Source organism: Mesorhizobium dulcispinae (genome assembly GCF_033977345.1).
Classification (GTDB): Bacteria; Pseudomonadota; Alphaproteobacteria; order Rhizobiales; family Rhizobiaceae; genus Mesorhizobium; species Mesorhizobium dulcispinae.
In genome coordinates this window covers 619,416-639,532 of sequence record NZ_JAVIIY010000001.1, presented here as the reverse complement: position 1 = coordinate 639,532, position 20,117 = coordinate 619,416, and the positions used below count along the sequence as shown (strand labels likewise).

Annotated in this window: 19 protein-coding genes; 4 read left to right on the top strand and 15 right to left on the bottom strand. The window is 64.3% G+C overall.

Features of this window, described 5'->3' with window-relative positions:
• Positions 1–2 precede the first annotated feature (2 nt).
• From RFN30_RS02910 to RFN30_RS02885, 6 genes are all read right to left on the bottom strand, one after another.
• Complete coding sequence (locus tag RFN30_RS02910; protein WP_320260961.1) at positions 3–701, bottom strand: phosphatidylserine decarboxylase; 699 nt, start codon at positions 699–701, stop codon at positions 3–5.
• A gap of 117 nt (positions 702–818) precedes the next feature.
• The gene (locus RFN30_RS02905; RefSeq protein WP_320260620.1) at positions 819–2,078 is read right to left on the bottom strand and encodes a DMP19 family protein; all 1,260 of its coding nucleotides are present in this window, start codon (positions 2,076–2,078) and stop codon (positions 819–821) included.
• Positions 2,079–2,247: 169 nt separating this feature from the next.
• On the bottom strand, positions 2,248–2,589 hold the full coding sequence (locus RFN30_RS02900; protein ID WP_320260619.1) for an antibiotic biosynthesis monooxygenase: 342 nt from the start codon (positions 2,587–2,589) through the stop codon (positions 2,248–2,250).
• Positions 2,590–2,847: 258 nt separating this feature from the next.
• On the bottom strand, positions 2,848–4,731 hold the full coding sequence (locus RFN30_RS02895; RefSeq protein WP_320260618.1) for an ABCB family ABC transporter ATP-binding protein/permease: 1,884 nt from the start codon (positions 4,729–4,731) through the stop codon (positions 2,848–2,850).
• Between the two features lie 25 nt (positions 4,732–4,756).
• Positions 4,757–5,077, bottom strand: a complete 321-nt coding sequence (locus tag RFN30_RS02890; RefSeq protein ID WP_320260617.1) for an ArsR/SmtB family transcription factor — start codon at positions 5,075–5,077, stop codon at positions 4,757–4,759.
• Positions 5,078–5,338: 261 nt separating this feature from the next.
• Positions 5,339–6,919, bottom strand: a complete 1,581-nt coding sequence (locus RFN30_RS02885) for a LysM peptidoglycan-binding domain-containing protein (RefSeq protein WP_320260616.1) — start codon at positions 6,917–6,919, stop codon at positions 5,339–5,341.
• 119 nt (positions 6,920–7,038) lie between these two features.
• On the opposite strand from RFN30_RS02885, the gene RFN30_RS02880 reads away from it, so the two are divergent.
• Positions 7,039–7,650: an LOG family protein gene (locus RFN30_RS02880; RefSeq protein ID WP_320260615.1), complete on the top strand. Its 612-nt coding sequence runs from the start codon at positions 7,039–7,041 to the stop codon at positions 7,648–7,650.
• Between the two features lie 90 nt (positions 7,651–7,740).
• On the opposite strand, the gene RFN30_RS02875 is transcribed toward RFN30_RS02880, so the two are convergent.
• Both RFN30_RS02875 and RFN30_RS02870 read right to left on the bottom strand, forming a co-directional pair.
• Positions 7,741–8,601, bottom strand: coding sequence for a hypothetical protein (locus RFN30_RS02875; protein ID WP_320260614.1), 861 nt, complete (start codon positions 8,599–8,601; stop codon positions 7,741–7,743).
• Between the two features lie 51 nt (positions 8,602–8,652).
• Positions 8,653–8,868 carry a hypothetical protein gene (locus tag RFN30_RS02870; protein ID WP_320260613.1) on the bottom strand — a complete coding sequence of 72 codons (216 nt, stop codon included), beginning with the start codon at positions 8,866–8,868 and terminating at the stop codon, positions 8,653–8,655.
• 62 nt (positions 8,869–8,930) lie between these two features.
• Here RFN30_RS02870 and RFN30_RS02865 point away from each other — a divergent pair, with 62 nt between their 5' ends.
• Complete coding sequence (locus tag RFN30_RS02865; RefSeq protein WP_320260612.1) at positions 8,931–9,713, top strand: glucose 1-dehydrogenase; 783 nt, start codon at positions 8,931–8,933, stop codon at positions 9,711–9,713.
• 15 nt (positions 9,714–9,728) lie between these two features.
• Here RFN30_RS02865 and RFN30_RS02860 read toward each other — a convergent pair whose 3' ends face one another.
• The 4 genes from RFN30_RS02860 to RFN30_RS02845 form a co-directional block, all read right to left on the bottom strand.
• Positions 9,729–10,211 carry a DoxX family protein gene (locus RFN30_RS02860; protein ID WP_320260611.1) on the bottom strand — a complete coding sequence of 161 codons (483 nt, stop codon included), beginning with the start codon at positions 10,209–10,211 and terminating at the stop codon, positions 9,729–9,731.
• A 239-nt stretch (positions 10,212–10,450) separates the two neighbouring features.
• The gene (locus RFN30_RS02855; protein WP_320260610.1) at positions 10,451–10,912 is read right to left on the bottom strand and encodes a tetratricopeptide repeat protein; all 462 of its coding nucleotides are present in this window, start codon (positions 10,910–10,912) and stop codon (positions 10,451–10,453) included.
• Between the two features lie 31 nt (positions 10,913–10,943).
• Positions 10,944–11,915: an MBL fold metallo-hydrolase gene (locus RFN30_RS02850; protein WP_320260609.1), complete on the bottom strand. Its 972-nt coding sequence runs from the start codon at positions 11,913–11,915 to the stop codon at positions 10,944–10,946.
• Positions 11,916–12,126: 211 nt separating this feature from the next.
• Positions 12,127–12,348, bottom strand: a complete 222-nt coding sequence (locus RFN30_RS02845) for a DUF680 domain-containing protein (protein ID WP_320260608.1) — start codon at positions 12,346–12,348, stop codon at positions 12,127–12,129.
• A 286-nt stretch (positions 12,349–12,634) separates the two neighbouring features.
• Here RFN30_RS02845 and RFN30_RS02840 point away from each other — a divergent pair, with 286 nt between their 5' ends.
• Both RFN30_RS02840 and RFN30_RS02835 read left to right on the top strand, forming a co-directional pair.
• Positions 12,635–15,268, top strand: coding sequence for a bifunctional diguanylate cyclase/phosphodiesterase (locus RFN30_RS02840; RefSeq protein ID WP_320260607.1), 2,634 nt, complete (start codon positions 12,635–12,637; stop codon positions 15,266–15,268).
• 137 nt (positions 15,269–15,405) lie between these two features.
• Positions 15,406–16,401: a transporter gene (locus RFN30_RS02835; RefSeq protein ID WP_320260606.1), complete on the top strand. Its 996-nt coding sequence runs from the start codon at positions 15,406–15,408 to the stop codon at positions 16,399–16,401.
• Between the two features lie 4 nt (positions 16,402–16,405).
• On the opposite strand, the gene RFN30_RS02830 is transcribed toward RFN30_RS02835, so the two are convergent.
• The 3 genes from RFN30_RS02830 to cimA form a co-directional block, all read right to left on the bottom strand.
• Positions 16,406–17,092 (bottom strand): glutathione S-transferase N-terminal domain-containing protein, encoded by a 687-nt coding sequence (locus tag RFN30_RS02830; protein WP_320260605.1) that lies wholly within the window; start codon positions 17,090–17,092, stop codon positions 16,406–16,408.
• Positions 17,093–17,099: 7 nt separating this feature from the next.
• Positions 17,100–18,029 (bottom strand): EamA family transporter RarD, encoded by a 930-nt coding sequence (rarD, locus tag RFN30_RS02825; protein ID WP_320260604.1) that lies wholly within the window; start codon positions 18,027–18,029, stop codon positions 17,100–17,102.
• 313 nt (positions 18,030–18,342) lie between these two features.
• Complete coding sequence (cimA, locus tag RFN30_RS02820; RefSeq protein WP_320260603.1) at positions 18,343–19,959, bottom strand: citramalate synthase; 1,617 nt, start codon at positions 19,957–19,959, stop codon at positions 18,343–18,345.
• Between the last annotated feature and the right edge of the window lie 158 nt (positions 19,960–20,117).

The following is a 20,117-nucleotide window of genomic DNA, read 5'->3' as shown; positions in this document are numbered from 1 at the left end:
TCTCAGGAAATCCTGACCAGCGGGGCGACGGCAATGCCGCCGAACTCCGCAAGCACGGTCTCGCCGCCTACGGCCGTCTGGCCGACGGCGACACGCGGCACAGCATTCACCGGCAGGAAGACGTCGACGCGCGAGCCGAAGCGGATCAGCCCGAAACGCTCGCCGATGCCGATCGATCCGCCGGTCTCGGCCCAGCAAACGATGCGGCGTGCCACAAGGCCGGCGATCTGCACCGCGGCGACGATGCCGTTGGGGCTGTCGATGACGAGACCGTTGCGCTCGTTCTCGGAGCTTGCCTTATCGAGCTCGGCATTGAGGAATTTGCCTGGACGATGCTCGATCCGCGTGATCCTGCCGCGCACCGGCGCGCGGTTGATGTGGCAGGAAAAGACATTCATGAACACCGAGATGCGGGTCATCTCGCCGGAGCCCAGGCCAAGCTCGCTGGGCGGCACGGCCGGTCCGACCGCCGAAATCACGCCGTCGGCCGGGCTCACCACCAGCCGGTCGTCGACCGGCGTGACGCGCTCGGGATCGCGGTAGAAATAGATGCACCAGGCAGTGAGGACCAGCCCGATCCAGAACAGGATCGAGGAGAAATAGCCGAGCAACAGCGTTGCCGCGCCGAAGGCGGCGATAAAGGGATAGCCCTCGCGATGGATCGGAACGAACGTATTCTTGATCGAATCGACAAGCGTCATAGGGCTCAAGGGCGGTCCCTGTTGCAGGTCCGGCCTCAATAGCGGAAAGCCCCCCTCCCCGCAACGCAACAATGGGGGAGGATGGGCGGATGGATACTGTGAGACGCGAACAAAGACCTACCCGGCGGCAGCGGAGCGATCAAAGTGCTCGTGAAGTTCAGGCATAGCAGCCTCGGCGAGCTTTTCGTCATCCTTGCCACGCAACAGCACACCGCCATTCGGCGAAGAGAGGAAAAGGAAGGCCCGGTCAGACGCCAGCACCACCCAGTTCACGACTGGCCCTTCCGCCGTTTGCACGACTGAGTTTGCTGAAACAACGGCATCCGCGGGATCGAAGCCGGCCTTGCGCAGCAGCAGATCGACAGCGACCGGAGCATGGTACTGCTCGGCCAATTCAATGACCGTCTCGATCTCCGTCCCCTCAGCATGACCAAGCCGGACACCGACCCGCGGTGCGTTGGCCCCCAACGGGTTCTCACCCGGCCGTATCACCGGAGGATCTTCGGGCGCGATATGCTCATAAACGGCGACGTGTGTCTTTGTTGCGGCGCATAGCCGAAGCTCTTTCGCGCTGGTGCGCAGTTGGAAGACCATCTGCTTTTCGCCTTCGACATCCAGCATCCTTGCCATGCCGAACGCCTGTTTGATCTCCGACGGCGATATCCTTGCGCAGGCGAGACCGGCGCCGACCTCGCGCTGGCTCAACATCTGGCTCACCAGTTTGCCGACCGACTCATGAAGAAGCCTGCCTTCACGCTGGGGGTTGGACAGCACTATTCGATCGATCGCATCGTCGTAGTCGTCATCATCGACAATCTGCAGATCCGGCCAAGAAGTGATCCAGCGCGCGAGCAAACCGTCCAGCGGCGCGGCCTCATCTGCCTCGTAGAACGCATCATCGAGCGTATCAAGGAAATCGTCGCGGCCACCTTCGAAGCCTGTTTGCCTCGCTGCTTTGTCAGGATGTCTAGCAACCCAGGCTGACATCTTTTCCAAAGTCGCCAACTGCCCCTTTGCCTCGCAGGCGCTGAGTCCAGCTCTGGCGTTGGCAATCATGGTGTCGATTTCCCTGGCCGCATTATGGATGAACTGACTATGGCCGCCGTTCTTAACTTCCGAGGAATACCAGTCCGCGTGAAAGACCTGCATCGCCTTAGGGTTGATCTCCTGATAACGATAGAGCCCTTTGGAAATCATGGTCACGGCGAATTGCATGATGGCGACGACGAGCTGAAAAGGCTCTTCACCAGCCTCTTCGATCTTCGAACGAGGCACCACAATCAAGGGTACGAGAAGGCTGCCTTCCTTATTATCCTCGGAAGCTAGTGATTTCTTCTCGGAGGCTGCTTTGGATTTGCGCGAGAAAAACCCAGACATCGAAATGTTTCCGTGATCCAAAGTAAATGGCCGATTATTTCTGTCGAGACAATATCAGTAGCCGTCGGAGATAAAAGCCCTCGGCTGATCTATTGAATAGGAAGAGCGACGCCCGCACCGGCCAGGTGCTGAGCGCCGCCGTAGCCGCGCCTGGCGCCGGATGGCCGTCTTACAGCTCCGGCACGCGCTGATAGTTGGCGATGTCGGCCTTCACACCCAGGCGCGTGATCGTTTCCTGCGGGCTGAAGGCGATGCGCTCGTGGGCTGCCTTGACGATCGGCACCACCTTGTCGACCGCGGCCTGGCTTTCCCACTCGACCATGGTGACGAGGTTGAATTCGCCAGGGCCGGAGAATTGCTCGAGCAGGAAGTCCTGCACGAAGCCCTCCTGCTGGCGTAGCAGCTCGTGTGTCATGCGGACCTTGCCGAGGATCTCGTCGCGTGCTTCCGCCGGGACGACGAATTTGTCGACCCGGAACACGCTGCCATCGCGTTGATTTTTAGTGCTCATCTCGATCTGTCTCCGTTCTTGGAAGATTACTTCGCAGGGGCTCGGGAGACGGTTTGCAAGCTCAAGATAGGTTGAGGTCAAGGGGATTTTAGCGCCGACTTCCCCTTCTCCCCTTGTGGGAGAAGGTGGCCGAGCGAAGCTCGGTCGGATGAGGGTGCTCCAGCGGAGTGAGACGCTGGCGTTCCCTGGAACACCCCTCAACCGTCTCGGCGCTGCGCGCCGATCCACCTTCTCCCACAAGGGGAGAAGGAAGAGGCGCTAGCTCACCTCCGACGTCCTCCTGCGCACAATCACCCCGAGTTCGTCGGTCTCACGCGCAATGCGCAGCCGCTCCTCGGCTTCGGTCGCCTCGCGCTGGCGGTCCCACATCGAGGCGTAGAGGCCTCTCTTGCCCAACAGAGCCGCATGGGTACCGCGCTCGGCGATCTGGCCGTCCTTGAGCACGATGATCTCGTCGGCCGAGATCACAGTCGACAGCCGGTGGGCAATCACGATGGTGGTGCGACCCTTGCTGACGAGGTCGAGCGCTGCCTGGATCTCCTGCTCTGTCTGGGTGTCGAGCGCCGAGGTCGCCTCATCCAGCATCAGAATCGGCGGCGCCTTGAGGATGGTGCGGGCGATCGCCACGCGCTGCTTTTCGCCGCCCGACAATTTCAGCCCACGCTCGCCGACCATCGAGCGATAGCCCTCGGGGAGCTTGGCTATGAACGGCCCAATCTGGGCGAGCTCGGCCGCCTTGCGCACCTCCTCCTCGCTGGCGCCGACGCGGCCGTAGCGGATGTTGTAGGCGATGGTGTCGTTGAAGAGCACGGTGTCCTGCGGCACCATGCCGAGCACAGCGCGCAGGCTCTCCTGCGTGACATCGCGGATGTCCTGGCCGTCGATCAGAACCTGGCCGCGTTGGACGTCGTAGAAGCGGAACAGGAGCCTGGAGACGGTGGACTTGCCGGCGCCGGAGGGGCCGACGATGGCGACCGTCTTGCCGGCCGGCACCTCGAAGGATATGCCTTTCAGGATCTTGCGGTTCGGATCGTAGGAGAAGTGCACGTCGCGGAACTCGACCTTGCCGGCACTCACCTTCAACGGCTTTGCGTCCGGCTTGTCGACGATCTCCTGCGGCACGTCGAGGAGGTCGAACATGTGCTCAATATCGGTCAGCCCCTGGCGGATTTCGCGGTAGATGAAGCCGATGAAATTGAGCGGCACGGAAAGCTGCATCAGCATGGCGTTGATGAAGACGAAATCGCCGACTGACTGCGTGCCTGCCTGCACCTCCAGCGCCGACATGCACATGACGATGACGGTGCCGAGGCCGAAGATGAAGCCCTGGCCGAAGTTCAGCCAGCCAAGCGAGGTCCAGGTTTTCGTCGCGGCGATCTCGTAGCGCGCCATCGAGCGGTCGAAGCGCTCGGCCTCCATGCGCTCATTGGTGAAATATTTGACCGTCTCGAAGTTCAGAAGTGAGTCGATCGCCTTGGTGTTGGCGTCGGTGTCGCTGTCGTTCATGTCGCGCCGGATCGAGATGCGCCAGTCGCTCGCCTTGACCGTGAACCAGACATAGATCCAGACGGTGAGCGCGACGACGCCCACATATTTCCAGCCATAGGTGTAGGCGAAGATGCCTGCCGTCAGCGCAAATTCGAGGATGGTCGGCGCCGTGTTCAGCATGACGAAGCGCACGATGGTCTCGATGCCCTTGGTGCCGCGCTCGATGATGCGCGACAGGCCGCCGGTGCGGCGCTCGAGATGGAAGCGCAGCGACAGCTGGTGCATGTGCACGAAGGTGCGGAAGGCGAGTTGGCGCACCGCATATTGGCCGACGCGGGCAAACAGCGCGTCGCGCAGCTGGTTGAAGCCAAGCTGCACCAGCCTCAGCACATTGTAGGCGATGACCAGCATCACCGGCGCGAGCATGAAGGCGGGCAGCGGCGGCGGCGTCTTCGAGCCGTGGGCCAGCGCATCGGTCGCCCATTTGAAGAAATAAGGACCGGCGACCAGCGTCAGCTTGGCGACGACCAGAAGCAGCGTCGCCCAGGTGACGCGGGCTCTCAAGTCGGCGCGGTCGGCCGGCCACATATAGGGCCACAGGTTGCGCAGTGTGGTGAGGGTGCCGGATTCGGCGGAGACGGTCTTGTCGGCCACTAGTCTTGCCTTTTGGGTGAGAGGGTCAGCGGCTGGCGCAGCAGGAGTTGACGAGGTCGCGAAGCGAGGCGGACACGCCGGCAAGCGCCGCGTGGTCGACCGCGTAGCGAGAGCGCTGGCGATCGGCCTCGAAGCGAACGAGCCCGGCCTCGACCAGGATTTTCAGATGTTGCGAAACCGTCGACTGGGCGAGGTCGAGATGGTCGACCACCTCGCGGCAGGAACAGCAGCGGCTGGCCGAGAGATGTTTCAGGATCTCGATGCGCGCCGGATGCGACAGCGCCGCGAACCGCGCGGCGATGGCGCGGCTGTCGGGGGCGCGGTTGTCGGAGGGAGATTCGATCATCGTTCATCGGCGATAGACGATGAACGATGGGAGGGCAAGCTAGGCGGATGGGTAGATCGCTGGAGCTGCTGCTCTCCCCCTTGTGGGTGAGACGTCCGGCAGGACAGAGGGGGCGCGAAGGAACGCGGCCTCTCCCAATCTGGCCAGCATGCACAGCCCACCGTTTTATGCGGACTGTATTGACTGAGAAGCCGGCGGGACAGCGCCCCCCTCTGCCTGCCGGCATCTCCCCCACAAGGGGGAGATCAGCTAATCGCCACCCTACTCCGCCTTCGGCGTCGTCATCTGGTCGCCCATGGCCTTCATGTCGGCCGGCTCGCCTTCCTTCGACTTGCCGGGGACCTTGAAGACCTGGCCGGGCCAGATGCGATCGGGATCGCGGATCTGGTCCTGGTTGGCGAGATAGATGGTCGAGAAGCGCGTGCCGTGGCCGTAGACCCGCCGCGAGATGCGCCAGAGCGTGTCATTGCGGCGGATGATGACGGAGCCGTCGGCGTGTTCGAGCTTCGGCGCGACCGTCTCCGCCACGCCGGCCGAAGGCGTCGCTTCCGCGACTTTGGCCGGAGCCTCTGCGGCCGGCGCCGTCGACTCGGCGGGCGTGGTTTCAGCGGCCGCCGTGGACTTGGCCTCGCCAGACTGGGCTTCGGCGGACTTTGCCTCCGCGGACTGGGACCCGGCACCCTGGACCTGCGTGAGCTTTTTTCCAGCCGGTTTGGTCTCGCTCGGCGCGACGGCGGCGATCGACTCGCCGGGCTCGCGTTCGAACGGCACGGCGGCGCGGGCGACGACCTTCACGCCGTCGTCATCCAGGCCGTCGACGTGGATGGTGTGGTTGCCGACCGGGATGTCGCGCGCCGCCTCGATCAGGAAATGGCCGTCGGGCGAGGTCTTTGCCTCGCCGAGCAGCAGGTCGTCGGCATAGGCGCGCACCTTGCGGCCGGAATCGGCCGTGCCGGCGACAAAGATCTTGCTGCCGTCGATCTCGACCGCCTCGACGGCGATCTTGGGCTCGGCCGCCGCCGGCGCCGCGGGCGCCGGCGTTGTGGCGCCTGCAGTCTGGCCGGTAGCGGCTGGAGCAGCCGCCGTCGGCGCTGTCGCCGTGGCGGGCGCCGCCGGCGCGGCAGGGGTCTGCGCCGCCGGCGCGGCAGCTTTATCGGCGGCCGGTGCGGCCGGCTTGGCCTCCGGCTGCGGAACGGTGAGCAATTCGGACGGCTTGCCCGGCTCCTCGACCATCGCCAGCACCTGGCCGGTCGGGCTCTGCGGCACCGAGACGACTGCAGTCTGCGCCGAGGCGACAGCAACACCGCCGGCGGTAGCGCGCAGCGTGATCGTGTAGTCGCCGGGCTTCAGCGGATCGTCGAGCACGATAGCGAAGGCGCCGTCGGGGCCGGCGTCCGTCGAGCCGAGCACCGTCGCGCCATTCAGGACCTCGACCTTGGCACTGGGCGCCGCACCGCCGGCGACGACGATCGAGCCATTGCCTTCGACGCGCACGACATCGAAGGTCGGCAATATCGGACCGGCGGCCGGCGCCTGGGCGGCCGGCGCAGACGCCGCCGGGGCCGTCGCATTGTTGGCGGGCGCCATCTTATTGGCGGGCGCCATCGTGTTGTTGGCCGGTGCCATCGTGTTGGCCGGGGCTTGCGCCTGCGGCAGCCGCCCCTCGGTGGACGTGCTCGAGGATTCAGCCGGCTTCGTGTCCGCTTGCGGAAGTGCCGCGACCTGTGCCGGTTTTTCCTTGTTGATATACGGGTCGAGCGCGCCCGACCCGTAGGCGACCGCCGCGACGACGGCCACGCCGCCCGCCGCGAACAAAAACGCCTTTGAAGGATTGATAGCCATAATCTTTTAGTGCCCCCTTAGCCACCTAACGCCGGTCTAGCGTGTTTTAACCAGTGCTACAAGAAAAAGCCCGCCCATGGGCTTGACCGCGCCAGCGGTCCCCATCACCAATCATGGCTATGAACACGATTCGATCCGTCTGCGTCTATTGCGGTTCGTCTCCGGGTCGCGACGAGGCCTATATCAAGGCCGGCCACCTGCTCGGCCGCTCGCTGGCGAAATCCGGCCTGCGCCTGATCTATGGCGGCGGCACCAAGGGGATCATGGGCGCCGTCGCAGACGGGGCGCTCAAGGCCGGCGGCAAGGTGACCGGCATCATCCCGCGCTTCCTGATCAACAGGGAGGCGACCGAGACTGCTCTCGACAAGCTCGACGAGCTTTTGATCACCGACAACATGCACGAGCGCAAGCACCGGATGTTCGAGAAGTCCGACGCCTTCGTCGCGCTGCCGGGCGGCATCGGCACGGTCGAGGAGATCGTCGAGATCATGACCTGGGCGCAGCTCGGGCATCACCGCAAGCCGATCGTGTTCGCCAACATCAAGGGCTTCTGGGATCCGATGCTTTCGCTGATCGAGCACATGTCGGGCGAAGGCTTCATCCACACCGCACATAGGGTGAGGCCACTGGTGGTCAACGATCCCGAGGCCATCGTCGCCGCCATCATGGTGGCGGGATCGTCGGTCGACGCCCCGACGGAGGGTGTGCAGTCGGTGATCGACAAGATGTAGGTTTAGGGGAATAGGCGAGTAAGGGAGTATGTAGGTGACCGCCGGCTGATGAGGCGTCACCTTACTCCCCTACTCCCAAACCGGCAGCGCTTACGAGTCGCCGCCACCGAAAATGCGACGAAGAAAGCCGCCTCGCCCCGCGCCGCTATAGCGCTCGGGCAGAGGGCGGGCGAGCAGGAACTGCTCATGGCCCTCGACGGTCTCGGTGCCGCAATAGCTGCATTGCAGTGACCGCGCCAACGGAACGATTTCCCTCAACACCGCTCCGAAGCCCTCGCCGTCGATCGGCACGTCCTTGGCCATGCGCAATTCGCGTGCGAACGTCTCAATGCTCAGGAAGCGATAGCCGCGCTTTTCGAGCTCGGCGCGCAGCTTTGCAAGAGAGGGCTCCGCGCCCCAGAACTCGAAGCGCGTCGGCCGGATGCAGGCATCCGCGGCGACTTCAAGGCCGAGATCGCCCATCGCTTCAGCAGGAAGAATGACCGGCGCAACCGCTGCCAGCGAATGCTGTTCCAGCTCAAGCGGAAAGGCCGAGGCCTCGGCCGCCGTGCGGGCTATCCGCTCGAAGCCGGCCACATCCTCCGTGGTGAAGTAGAAATCGCGGCGCCCCTGGCCATGTTGCTCCGCCAAGTAGCAGGCCGGGCAGCCGGCGTTTGCCAGATCCTCGCAAAGCCTTTCGAGGAAGGCGTAGTTCCGGCTCGATCCCTTGGGCGTCAGCAGGGCGTCGCGCGGCGTCAATTCGTTTGCGCGAGGTGTGATCTTCAGGAGCAGGATAGGCAGCGAGGCGGCCACCCGCAGGAGCGCCATGTTCACCCGCGTATGGACGAAGAGCTCACCACCATCGGGGCGATAGCGCACCAGGCCTCGGTGCGGTTCCGCCTCGCGGATGACCTCTTCGGTCTCCTCGTTTGAGACCTGTTCGCCGGTGACTTCGAACTCAAGCAAAGCCATTGCGTGACCCCCTTGCCCGGTGGGAAGGTCATCTTGCCAGTTTGTTGCGCCCTAGCCTAGGTGGCCGGGCCTCCCTCGGCACGGCCTGAGCGAGAGGCGTCTTGCGCTCAGCCGATCGAGGCAGAGATAGACGACCGGCGTGGTGTAGAGCGTCAGAAGCTGCGAGACGACGAGCCCGCCGACAATCGCGATCCCCGAGCGGCTGGCGCAGCACACCTTGGGCTGGCTCAGTTCGCGCGGCCTGCCGATCGTGGCAGACGCTTGCACTTCGTCGAACTGCGCGGCACGCTGGTGCTGGCCTGCTGTGGCGACAATCGATGAAGGTGCAAATGCGTTCGACCGACTATCTCGGCCGCCTGTTCGGCCTCGAAGGCAGACATGCCTTCATCACCGGCGCCAGCCGGGGGCTTGGGCTTGCCTTCGCCGAGGCGCTTGCCGGCGCCGGCGCGCGTGTCACGCTCGGCGGCCGCAAGGCGGACGAGCTGAACGCTGCGGGCGACCGCCTGCGCGCCGAGGGCCACGCCGTCGCGGAATCGGTGATCGACGTCACCGACACGCAGTCGGTCGACAGTGCGATCGCGGCAGCGGAGGCCGGCACCGGGCCGATCGACATCCTGGTCAACAATGCCGGCGTCCAGCGCCGCGCGCCGCTGGAGACGTTCACCGACGCCGACTGGGACGCGCTGATGGCAACAAACCTCGACGGCGTGTTCAAGGTGAGCCGGGCGGTGGTGAAGGGGATGATTACGCGCCGCAAGGGTGCCATCATCAACGTCTCCTCGGTGCAGAGCGTGCTCGCCCGCCCCTCGATCGCGCCCTACGCGGCGAGCAAGGGGGCGATCACCATGCTGACCAAGTCGATGGCCGGCGAATGGGGCCAGCACGGCGTGCGCGTCAACGCCATCGCGCCCGGCTATTTCAAGACCGAGCTGAACGCCGCGCTGGTCGCCGACGAGACATTCTCGAGCTGGCTCACCGGCCGCACGCCGATGCGGCGCTGGGGCGATGTGGAGGAACTCGCCGGCGCGGCGGTGTTCCTGGCCTCAGATGCAGCGAGCTTCGTGACGGGACAGACGCTGTTGGTGGATGGCGGGATCACGAGCGTGTTGTAAGCGCGACTGGCGCACTCACACCGGCAGGCTCGTCTCACCCACCGACCGGTGCTGCTCCACCGGCGGATCAATCTTGGCGCCCGTCGCGAGCCCAGTCAGCAGCCGGTCCACCGACAGCCTGCCGGCCCCGCTGACCGCCAGGATGAACATGCCGCCGGCTATCGCCAGGTCCTTCTCGAAATGCAAGAGCTCATTCTGGCTGGCGAAGTTGGTGTGGAAGAGGCCGGCCGTCATCAGGCAGAACAGGCCGAGGCCGATTGCGCCGAGCCGCGCCAGGATGCCGAGCGCAACCGAGAGGCCGGCGCCGAGCTGCAGCGCGATGGTGGCAAGGAGCAGCGGCGTGCCGACGCCGAGGGCTGCCATCGCCTTCTGGGCGCCCTCGAAATGCGTCGCGAGCTGCAGCCCCTCATGCAAGAAGATGAGGGATAGAAGCAGGCGGCCGGCGAGCAGGACCACGTTCTTTGCGTGAAGTTTCTCGATGAGTTCGATCGGTGACATGGGTCGGCTCCGGTTTTCCGAAACAGGTAAGCGCCGCGCGTCCAGGCGAGCGCCCGCATGCGCTTGAGGTTGAAGGGTCGGAGCCGGCGCGAGGGAGAGAACGCCGGCTCCGGTCTTCGGGCGCTACCGCCTGCGCCCAAAAGTCGGTACTCATAGGGGCGAGGTCAGTGCCAGACCCCCTCTCCGGCCGCTTCGCGGCCACCTCTCCCCCACTTTGTGGGGGCGAGGAAACAGGCCGCCTACTTCGTCACCTTGGTGTCGATCGCCTGCTTGAGGTCCGAAAGTTCCTCGCAGCCCGCCGGGCAGAGCTCTTGCAGCGAGGCGAGCTGCTCCTTGGCCTTGGCCATGTCGCCGGTCTCGACATAGAGCTCGCCGAGATATTCATGCGCCGCCTTGTGGTCGGGCTTAAGCTCCAGTGCCTTGGTGTAGTAGGTGAGCGAGGTCTGGTAGTCGCCGGTCTTGCGCAGCGTGAAGCCGAGCAGGTTGTAGACGTCGGCCTGCTGGGTGTCCTGCGCCAGATCGCGCAAGTCGGCCAGCGCGCTTTGATAGTCCTTGGCGTCGATCTTGGCCTTCACAGCCGTCAGGTCCGGCGCATCGGCGCCTTCGATGTCGTCCACGGCATAGGCCGGCACGGCGATGGCGATCGGGGCCGCGGTCAGCACCGCAATAGTGCCGAGCACCGCAAAAAGTGCATGTTTCATGGGAGTTGGCTCTTTCTGTTCAGGATCCGATTCAGATCTGGGTAGGGGTGAAGGCGTAGGCGTTGCCGTCCTTGACGAAGCTGCCGGTGCCCGGGAACGGGAAGTGCGAGCCGCAAATGCGGACATTGTCGGCAATCACCTGGTCGATGATCTTGTGGCGCGTGGCGATCGCCATCGGCCCGTCCTGGTCGTAGGCGCCCTGCCATTCGGGATGCGGGGCGAGCAGCGCCGGCACGTACATGGTGTCGGCCGAGACGAGGAACTGCTCGGAGCCGGCATCGACATGGTAGACGGAATGGCCGGGCGTGTGGCCGGGCGCCGCCATGATGCGGATGCCGGGCACCACTTCCGTGCCGTCGTCGACCAGCTTCCAGTTCTTCCACTTCGGGAAGTTTTCGGCGATGCGCTTGCCCGCCGGCTTGCGACCTTCGGGCAGCTTGGCCAGCCGGCTGGGATCGGTCCACCAATTGTATTCGGCGGCGTTGACGATGAGCTCCGCATTCGGGAAGACCGGCGCGTTGGTGCCCTTCTCCATCAAGCCCCAGACATGATCCGGGTGGAAATGCGAGATCAGAATAGTGTCGATCGCCCTGTAGTCGATGCCGGCGGCCTTCATGTTGGCCGGCAGATGCGTGGCGTTGGCCTGCCACTGGCCGACGCCGGAGCCGGCATCCATCATGATGGTGCGGCCGTTCATCTGCAGAACGGCGACGGTGAGCGGAATGGGCATGAAGTCGGTCGCGAGCCCGGCCTTGGCGAGCGCGGCCTTGGTGTCGTCGACCGAGACGTCCTTGATGAAGGCCGGGTCGTGCGGCTTGCGCCAGATGCCGTCATAGACGGCGGTGACCTCGAGCGAGCCCACCTTGTATTTGTAGAAGCCGACCGGCGGCTCGACCGGGGTTTCGGCGAAAGCGGCGGGGGCGAATTCCAGCTTGCCGGCAATGCCGAAGGCGGCCGCGGCGGCGGCGGATCCGAGCACCATGCGGCGTGTCATGTTGAACATCAGAAGTCTCCTCTTGTGGCTGCGGTTGGGGTGGTTTGGAGAAGTCGGCGGAGGGCCCGGTGCTGCCCTCCGCCGAGACTGCGGAAACCGGAACCGACTGATCTGACTGAAGACCTGACGATACCGGGAAGATCGGACCTCGGCTCGAGCGTTACCGGTGAGGACGTGCCTTCCTCACCGAAAGCCTCGGCCGTCGTTCGACCTTCGGAGCTCAGCGACCCCAAATGCCCTGGCCGGGCTCTTCCGCAGCGATCTTGGCCGCCGGCTTCATGTCGTGGCGGACCATGTCCGGTTTCGTGATGGAAGCGGTGTAGGCGGTGTCGACGGCGACGGCCTGCTGGCTGGCATTGGTTGAAGAAAAATGGTCGCTGCCGGCAAAGGCGCTGCCGGTGGCAACGAGAATGGCGGCAAGGGTGAGGACGGTTCTGTTCATGTCGGTATTCCTTCCGGGTTGGTTGACATGTGCCTTGGGAGGATGGCCTCGCTACACAGCAAGACCCGGAAGGCCCGGGCTTTATTCCCGGACCGGCGCAGAATTTTTGAAGACCTGAGAAAACGCAGCTTCGGCAAATGAACCAAAGTCTTCAGTCGGTTGACCAGAATACCGGAAACCTGACGGCCGATACTGAAACTTAGGGCGGCTGCGGAAGTTATAATTTAAGCACTTTCCATTAGCATCGACCGTTGGACCATTGCCCAAGAGGGGTAGTCGGATCGACTTGACCAGGAAGGGTCTCAATCTCGGCCGCGTCAGTCAGGCCGTTTTCTCTTCCGCCAACTTGCCGGCGGCGATAGCTGCCGTCGTGCTTTTGATCTGCGCCGCGTTTGTCGACCAGCAGAACAGAACTGTCTCTGACCAACTGATGCGTGCCGATGTGCTGGCCAAGGTCAACGTCGTTCGCGCCAAGCTGGAAGGCAACATAAATGGCAATCTCCAGCTGGTGCAGGGCCTCGCCTCGACGATCGTGACCGAGCCTTACATGGGCCAGCAGAGATTTGCCTCGCTGGCCGCCAATCTGTTCAAACAGAATTCGCAATTGCACAATATTGCCGGCGCGCCCGATCTCGTCATCTCGCTGATGTATCCAATGGAAGGCAACGAAAAGGCGATGGGGCTCGACTATCGCAAGAACGAGGCGCAACGCATGGCGGCGCTTCGGGCTCGCGATCAGCGTGCGCTGATCCTTGCCGGTCCCGTTAACCTTGCGCAGGGTGGCCGCGGTTTTATTGGCCGGATCCCGATCTTCGTGCCGACGGCGGGCGGTGGCGACCGTTTCTGGGGCATCGTCTCGGCGGTGATCGACGTCGATCGGCTTTATGCCGCGAGCGGCCTTACCGATCCCGGTCTCGACATCGACATTGCGCTCACCGGCAAGGACGCGCTGGGTGGCGGTGGCGAACGCTTCTTCGGCGGCGAGAGCATCGTCACGGCCAATCCGGTGACGGCCGCGGTCCAGTTGCCGCTTGGATCCTGGCAGATATCCGCCATTCCCAAGGGAGGCTGGCCGACCACGCCGAAAAACGAAGGTGCCTTGCTGGCGACAATGGCGCTGGCGGGAACGCTGGTGGTGCTGCCTATCCTGGTCGCCGGCCGGCTATTCGGCGAAAGGCAGAAGAACTACGCCGAGCTCAGGCGGCTTTCGCAGCGGCTGGAACTCGCGCTCGATGCCTCAGGCATCGGCGTGTGGGAACACGACCTTACCACCGACCAGATGGTATGGGACGACCGTGTCAATGAGATCTATGGCAAGCCGGCCGACGGCAAGGCTCGCGGCTATGACGATTGGGCACGAACCATCCACCCGAACGATCTTGAACGGGCGCGAAGCGATTTCGACGCCGCCGCCACGACCAAGGGCCGCTATTCCTCGCAATACCGCCTTTTGCTTCCGGATGGCACAGTCCGGCACGTTCGAACCCGGGCAAACTTCCTGCAGGACATTGGCGATACGCCCAAAATGGTCGGCGCCGAATGGGACGTGACCAGCGACGTGCTGCTCAACGAGAACCTTATGCGAGAACGCCAGCTGTCGGAATCGAAGAACGCCGAGCTCGAAGCCGCGAAGGCGCGCATCGAGCATGTGGCACTGCACGATTCGCTGACCGGCCTGCCCAACCGCCGCTTTCTCGACGAGATGCTCGCCGAAGGCGGCTCCGTCGACGGCCGGACGGCGCTTCTGCATCTCGACCTCGACCGCTTCAAGCACATCAACGACACGCTCGGCCATGCGGCGGGCGATGCCATGCTGATGCATGCGTCCAAGGTCATCAAGGCCGAGGCCGGCGCGTCCGATTTCGTCGCGCGCATCGGCGGCGACGAGTTCGTGGTGGTAAGCCATGGGCGCGGCGACGACGAACTCGCCGGGCTCGCCGACCGCATCATCGAGGAGATGCGCCAGCCCGTCGACTATCAGGGCCATCAGTGCCGGTTCGGCGTCAGTATCGGCATCGCGGCCAACAGGAACGGCGACGCAAAGCAGTTGCTCATCAACGCCGATCTCGCGCTCTACCGCGCCAAGAGCCGCGGCCGTAACCGCTACGAGTTCTTCAATGAAGAGCTGCAGAGCGAAATCGTGCGGACCAAGCAGACTGCCGACCAGATTCTGGGCGGATTGGATCGTAAAGAGTTCATCGCCTATTACCAGCCGCAGTTCGACGCCAAGACGCTGGAGATCGTCGGCGTCGAGGCGCTGTCCCGCTGGCGCCATCCGCGGCGCGGCATCCTCACCCCGGACGTCTTTCTGAAGGTGGCCGAGGAGCTGAATGTCGTGTCGCTGATCGACCGTACGGTCCTCGAACAGTCGCTGGAAAATCTCGAGCGCTGGTCGCTTGACGGGCTCACCATCCCGCACGTGTCGGTCAACGTCTCGGCGAGGCGCCTGGAGGACAAGGATCTTATAAGCGGTCTGCGCAAGCTCGCGATCAAGGAAGGAACCGTGTCGTTCGAGCTGGTGGAGTCCATCTTCCTCGATGAGAACGACGATCTCGTTGCCTGGAACATCGAACATCTCAAGGAACTCGGGATCGACATCGAGATCGACGATTTCGGCACGGGCTATGCGTCAGTCGTCAGCCTGCTCAAACTGCAGCCTCGTCGCCTCAAGATCGACCGCCAGCTCGTTACACCGATTACCGGCTCGGCGGCGCAACGGCGGCTGGTATCCTCGATCATCGAGATCGGCAAGTCGCTCGGCATTGGAGTCGTGGCGGAAGGCGTCGAGACGATGGAACATGCGCGCATCCTGAAGGAACTTGGCTGCGACATCCTGCAGGGATATGCCTTCGGCCGGCCGATGGACGCGGAATCCTTCAGAACCTTCGCCCAGTCCCGCAAGTGGCTGGCAGCCGGATAATTCAGTCCACTGGCATCCCCCTTACGCCTGATGCCCAGCCGTCATCGAACCGTCACACGAAAATCGGGCGCGCGTGCTAGAAAGCCGCCCGGCCGCCCCCTGCGACCCCGACCGCACCAAGAGCCGGCGAAGCCGCCATGAACATCGCTGTCCCCAACGAAGGCACCGACCTCTCGCCCTATTTGCCCGACGAGCATGGTCTTTTCTTCATCTACCATTTCACCGCCGACGGCCTGCGCACCAAGGACCCGGCGGAGGCGCGCTGGACGTGGCGCAGCTACCAGATCACCGACATGCGGGCCCGCCAGGAGATCGGCGCCGAGCAGGCGCTGCCGGCTCCCGTGCGCGAATCCTTCCTGTCCCCCAGCCATGGCTGCCATATCGATTTCGAGGACGACTTCCTCTACGGCGATCTGCCCGACCTTCGGCACGACTTCGCCGAGGCGCGCGGGCTCACCCATTTCCGCTTCGCCTTCAACGAGAAAATGCTGATCGGGGCCCGTAAGCAGCCGCTGGAGTCGGTCGACAAAATCCGCAAGCTGGTCGAGAGCGGAACGCGCAAATTCCGCTCGCCGGCCGAGCTCATCGAGGCCGTGGTGGGCCAGTCGCTCGACGGCATGGCGGGCGAGCTCGACAAGATGGGCGATACGCTGGACGGCATCGAGGACCGTATCGTCGTCGACGCATGGCACAGCGAGCGGCAGGCGCTGGTCGATGCGCGCCGGCATCTGGTGATCGTCCACCGGCAGATGGCGACACTCACCAACCTCTTCCGCCATCTCGACCATTCGCACCGCGACGACCTGCCTGATCCGATCAACGATATGGCCACACGCCTGTCGAACCGGGCGCACACACTGCACCACGACGGCGAGCAGCTGCAGGCGCGAACCCGGCTTTTACAGGATGAGCTGATGGCGAAGCTGACGGAGCAGTCGAACCAGCTGCTCTACATACTCTCGGTCATGACGGCGGTGCTTTTGCCGATGACCATCATCTCCGGCCTGTTCGGCATGAATGTCGGCGGGCTGCCGCTGGTCGATACGCCGCTGGGTTTCTGGGTGGTGACGGCGATATCGATCGCGATCGCCGGTATCGTCTACATGATCGTGCGGCGACTGGGGCGCGGTTAGCGCCTTACGCGCTTGCGCGCAGATCCTCGACGAGGGTGCCGGCGGCGCGGATTTCGGCTTCGTGATCGGGCTCGCGCCATGTCTCGGCAAGGCCGGCCGCGTACCATTCACGCATGGCGGGGAGATCGAGCAACCGCTTCGGATAAGCAGCGGCAGCGCCCTCGAACGTCAAGCCATAGGACTGCGCCCGGAAGGTCACCGGCGCAAAGAAGGCATTAACGGCGCCGAAGCGGTCGCCGGCCAGGAACGGGCCGCCGAAACGGGCGAGGCCGTCATTCCAGAGGTCACCGAGGCGGAAGAGATCATGCTTCAGCGCGTCGGACATCGGGAACGGCTCGACGCGCACGCCGCAGCTCATCGGGCAGAGGTTACGCAGCGCGGTGAAGCTCGAATGCATTTCGGCGGCGGCCGACCGCGCCCAGGCGCGCGCACTGCCGTCCGCCGGCCATACGCCCTGATGGCGCTCGGCCAGATATTCGACGATCGAGAGCGAATCCCAGACCGCCCAGCCATCGTCGACCAGGCAGGGCACGCGGCCGTTCGGCGAGAACGCCCGGAAGAGGCTGAAACTCGATCCGGTCGGGAACGACGTCAGCCGCTCCTCGAAGGGAATGCCGAGGGTGCGCATCAGCACCCACGGCCGCAGCGACCAGGACGAATAGTTCTTGTTGCCGATATGCAGAACGTACATCGAGCCACTACCTCGTTGCGGGAGCCGGCTGGCGAGCTTCGCGGCCCCTGAACATCGACCAGCTGTACATGGCCAGTGCCGTCCAGATCAGCGCGAAGGCGATGGCCTGCGTGGAGCCGAACGGCTCGCCGAAGATCAGCACCGCGATCAGGAACACCATGGTCGGCGCGATATACTGCATGATGCCGATGGTGGAGAGGCGCAGCAGCCTGGCGCCGAAGGCGAAGAGCAGAAGCGGCACCGCGGTGATCGGGCCGCAGCCGATCAGCAGCGCGGTGTCTTTTGCGGTGCTGGAAATGAAATGGTCCTGCCCGGTGGCGATCAAATAGGCGATGTAGCAGAGCGCCGGCACCGACAGCAGCAGCACCTCAAGCAGAAAACCCTGGCTCGGGCCGATCGGCAGCGTCTTGCGGAAGAAACCGTAGGCGGCGAAGGAGAAGGCGAGCGCCAGCGACACCCAGGGCAATTTGCCGGCCTCGACAGTAAGCACCGTGACCGCGATCGCGGCCAGCGCCACCGCCGCGATCTGCAGCCGGTCGAGCCGCTCGCCGAGCAGCACGGCCCCGACGACGACGTTGACCAGCGGGTTGATGTAGTAGCCGAGCGCGGTCTCGACGGTGCGGTCGACCGCGATCGCCCAGACATAGATGCCCCAGTTGAGCGAGATCAGCACCGCCGTCAGCGCCGCCATGCTGATGCTCCTCGGCGAGCGGATCGCGGCCTTGAAATCGGCGGTGCGGCCGGCCCAGATCAGCACGAAAGCTGCGATCGGCACGGACCAGACGACGCGGTTGGCGATCACCTCGGCGAGCGGCAGATGCGCCACCGCCTTCATGTAGAAGGGCAACAGCCCCCACAGGAAATAGGCGCCGAGCGCCAGCAGGAAGCCGCGGCGGGCCTTGTTATCGGCATCGAGATTGGCTGTTGCGGTGACCATGGCCCAACGCTATGGCCCAGCCGGATGGGCAACACCATCGCAAAATTATGATGGATCAATGGACTTTCGGTGATGGTTCAAGGGGTGAAGCGGCATACAGCCGCAAACGCCTCGTTCCTTCCCACCCCCCTCTGGCCTGCCGGCCATCTCCCCCGCAAGGGGGGAGATTGGCAGTTCCGCTCGCAGCGTTCCTTCCTGCGACGTTGGCGATTGGCGAAAGCCAAAGGGACATCCGATCTCCCCCCTTGCGGGGGAGATGGCCGGCAGGCCAGAGGGGGGTGCTGTCCCTCGGCCTCCGAGTCATCTTTCAGCCCTACTCCGCCGCGACCAGCCCCGCCATCTCGCGGTTCTTCATCAGCTTGTAGATGATCGAATCCATCAACGCCTGGAAGGAGGCGTCGATGATGTTTTCCGAGACCCCGACCGTCCACCAGCGGGCGCCGGTGGAATCATGCGATTCGACGAGAACGCGGGTGATGGCCTCGGTGCCGCCGTTGAGGATACGCACCTTGAAGTCGGCGAGCTCGAGGTCGACGATCTCGCTCTGGTATTTGCCGAGATCCTTGCGCAGCGCGATGTCGAGCGCATTGACCGGGCCGTGGCCTTCGGCCACCGACATCTTCTCCTCGCCGTCGACCTCGACCTTCACGATCGCCTCGGAGACGGTCTTCAAATTGCCGTTGGCGTCGAAGCGGCGCTCGACCATGCAGCGGAACGAGGTGACGGTGAAGAACTCCGGCAGGCCATGCAGCATCTTGCGCGCGAGCAGCTCGAAGGAGGCGTCGGCGCCCTCATAGGCATAGCCCTCGGCTTCGCGCTCCTTGACGACCGATATCAGCGCGTCGAGCCGGCGATCATCCTTCGGCACATCGATGCCGCGCCGCTTCAGCTCGGCGAGGAAATTGGCCTTGCCGCCCTGGTCGGAGACCATGACCCGGCGGCGGTTGCCGACCGCTTCCGGCGGCACGTGCTCGTAGGTCGCCGACTCCTTGGCAAGCGCGGAGGCATGGATGCCGGCCTTGGTGGCGAAGGCGGACGAGCCGACATAGGGCGCCTGCGCTTCCGGCGCGCGGTTGAGCAATTCGTCGAACGCGCGGGAGAGGCGCGAAATGCCGGTCAGCGCCTCGGCCGAAATGCCGGTCTCGAAGCGGTCGGCGAAGGCCGGCTTCAGCGAGAGCGTCGGGATGATGGAGATCAGGTTGGCGTTGCCGCAGCGCTCGCCGATACCGTTAAGAGTCCCCTGGATCTGGCGCACGCCGGCTTCGACGGCGGCCAGCGAATTCGCCACCGCCTGGCCGGTGTCGTCATGGGCGTGGATGCCGAGATGATCGCCCGGGATGCCGCCGGCGATGACTTTCTCGACGATGGCGCGCACTTCCGAAGGTTGCGTGCCGCCGTTGGTGTCGCACAGCACCACCCAGCGCGCGCCGGCGTCATAGGCGGTCCTGGCGCAGGCCAGCGCGTAAGTAGGATTGGCCTTGAAGCCGTCGAAGAAGTGCTCGCAGTCGACCATCGCCTCCTTGCCGGCAGCGACGGCCGTCTCGACCGAGGCCTTGATCGATTCCAGATTCTCCTCATTGGTGCAGCCGAGCGCGACACGCACATGATAGTCCCAGCTCTTGGCGACGAAGCAGATGGCGTCGGACTTCGACTGGACGAGCGCCGCCAGCCCTGGATCGTTGGAAGCCGAGACGCCTGCCCGCTTGGTCATGCCGAAGGCGACGAATTTCGCGCTATCCGTCCGCTTCTCCTGAAAGAAGGCGGTGTCGGTCGGGTTGGCGCCCGGATAGCCGCCCTCGACATAGTCGATGCCGAACTCGTCGAGCAGCTTGGCGATCGCGATCTTGTCCTCGACGGAAAAGTCGATGCCCGGCGTCTGCTGGCCGTCGCGGAGGGTGGTGTCGAAGAGGAAAAGTCTTTGTTTTTTCATCGTGGCAAGGCGCTTGAGCACCCCCCTCTGGCCTGCCGGCCATCTCCCCCGCAAGGGGGGAGATCGGCAGCTTTGCCGACGGCGCTCGTCCTGCAACGTCGGCGATTGGCGAAAGCGAAGGCGACATCCAATCTCCCCCCTTGCGGGGGAGATGGCCG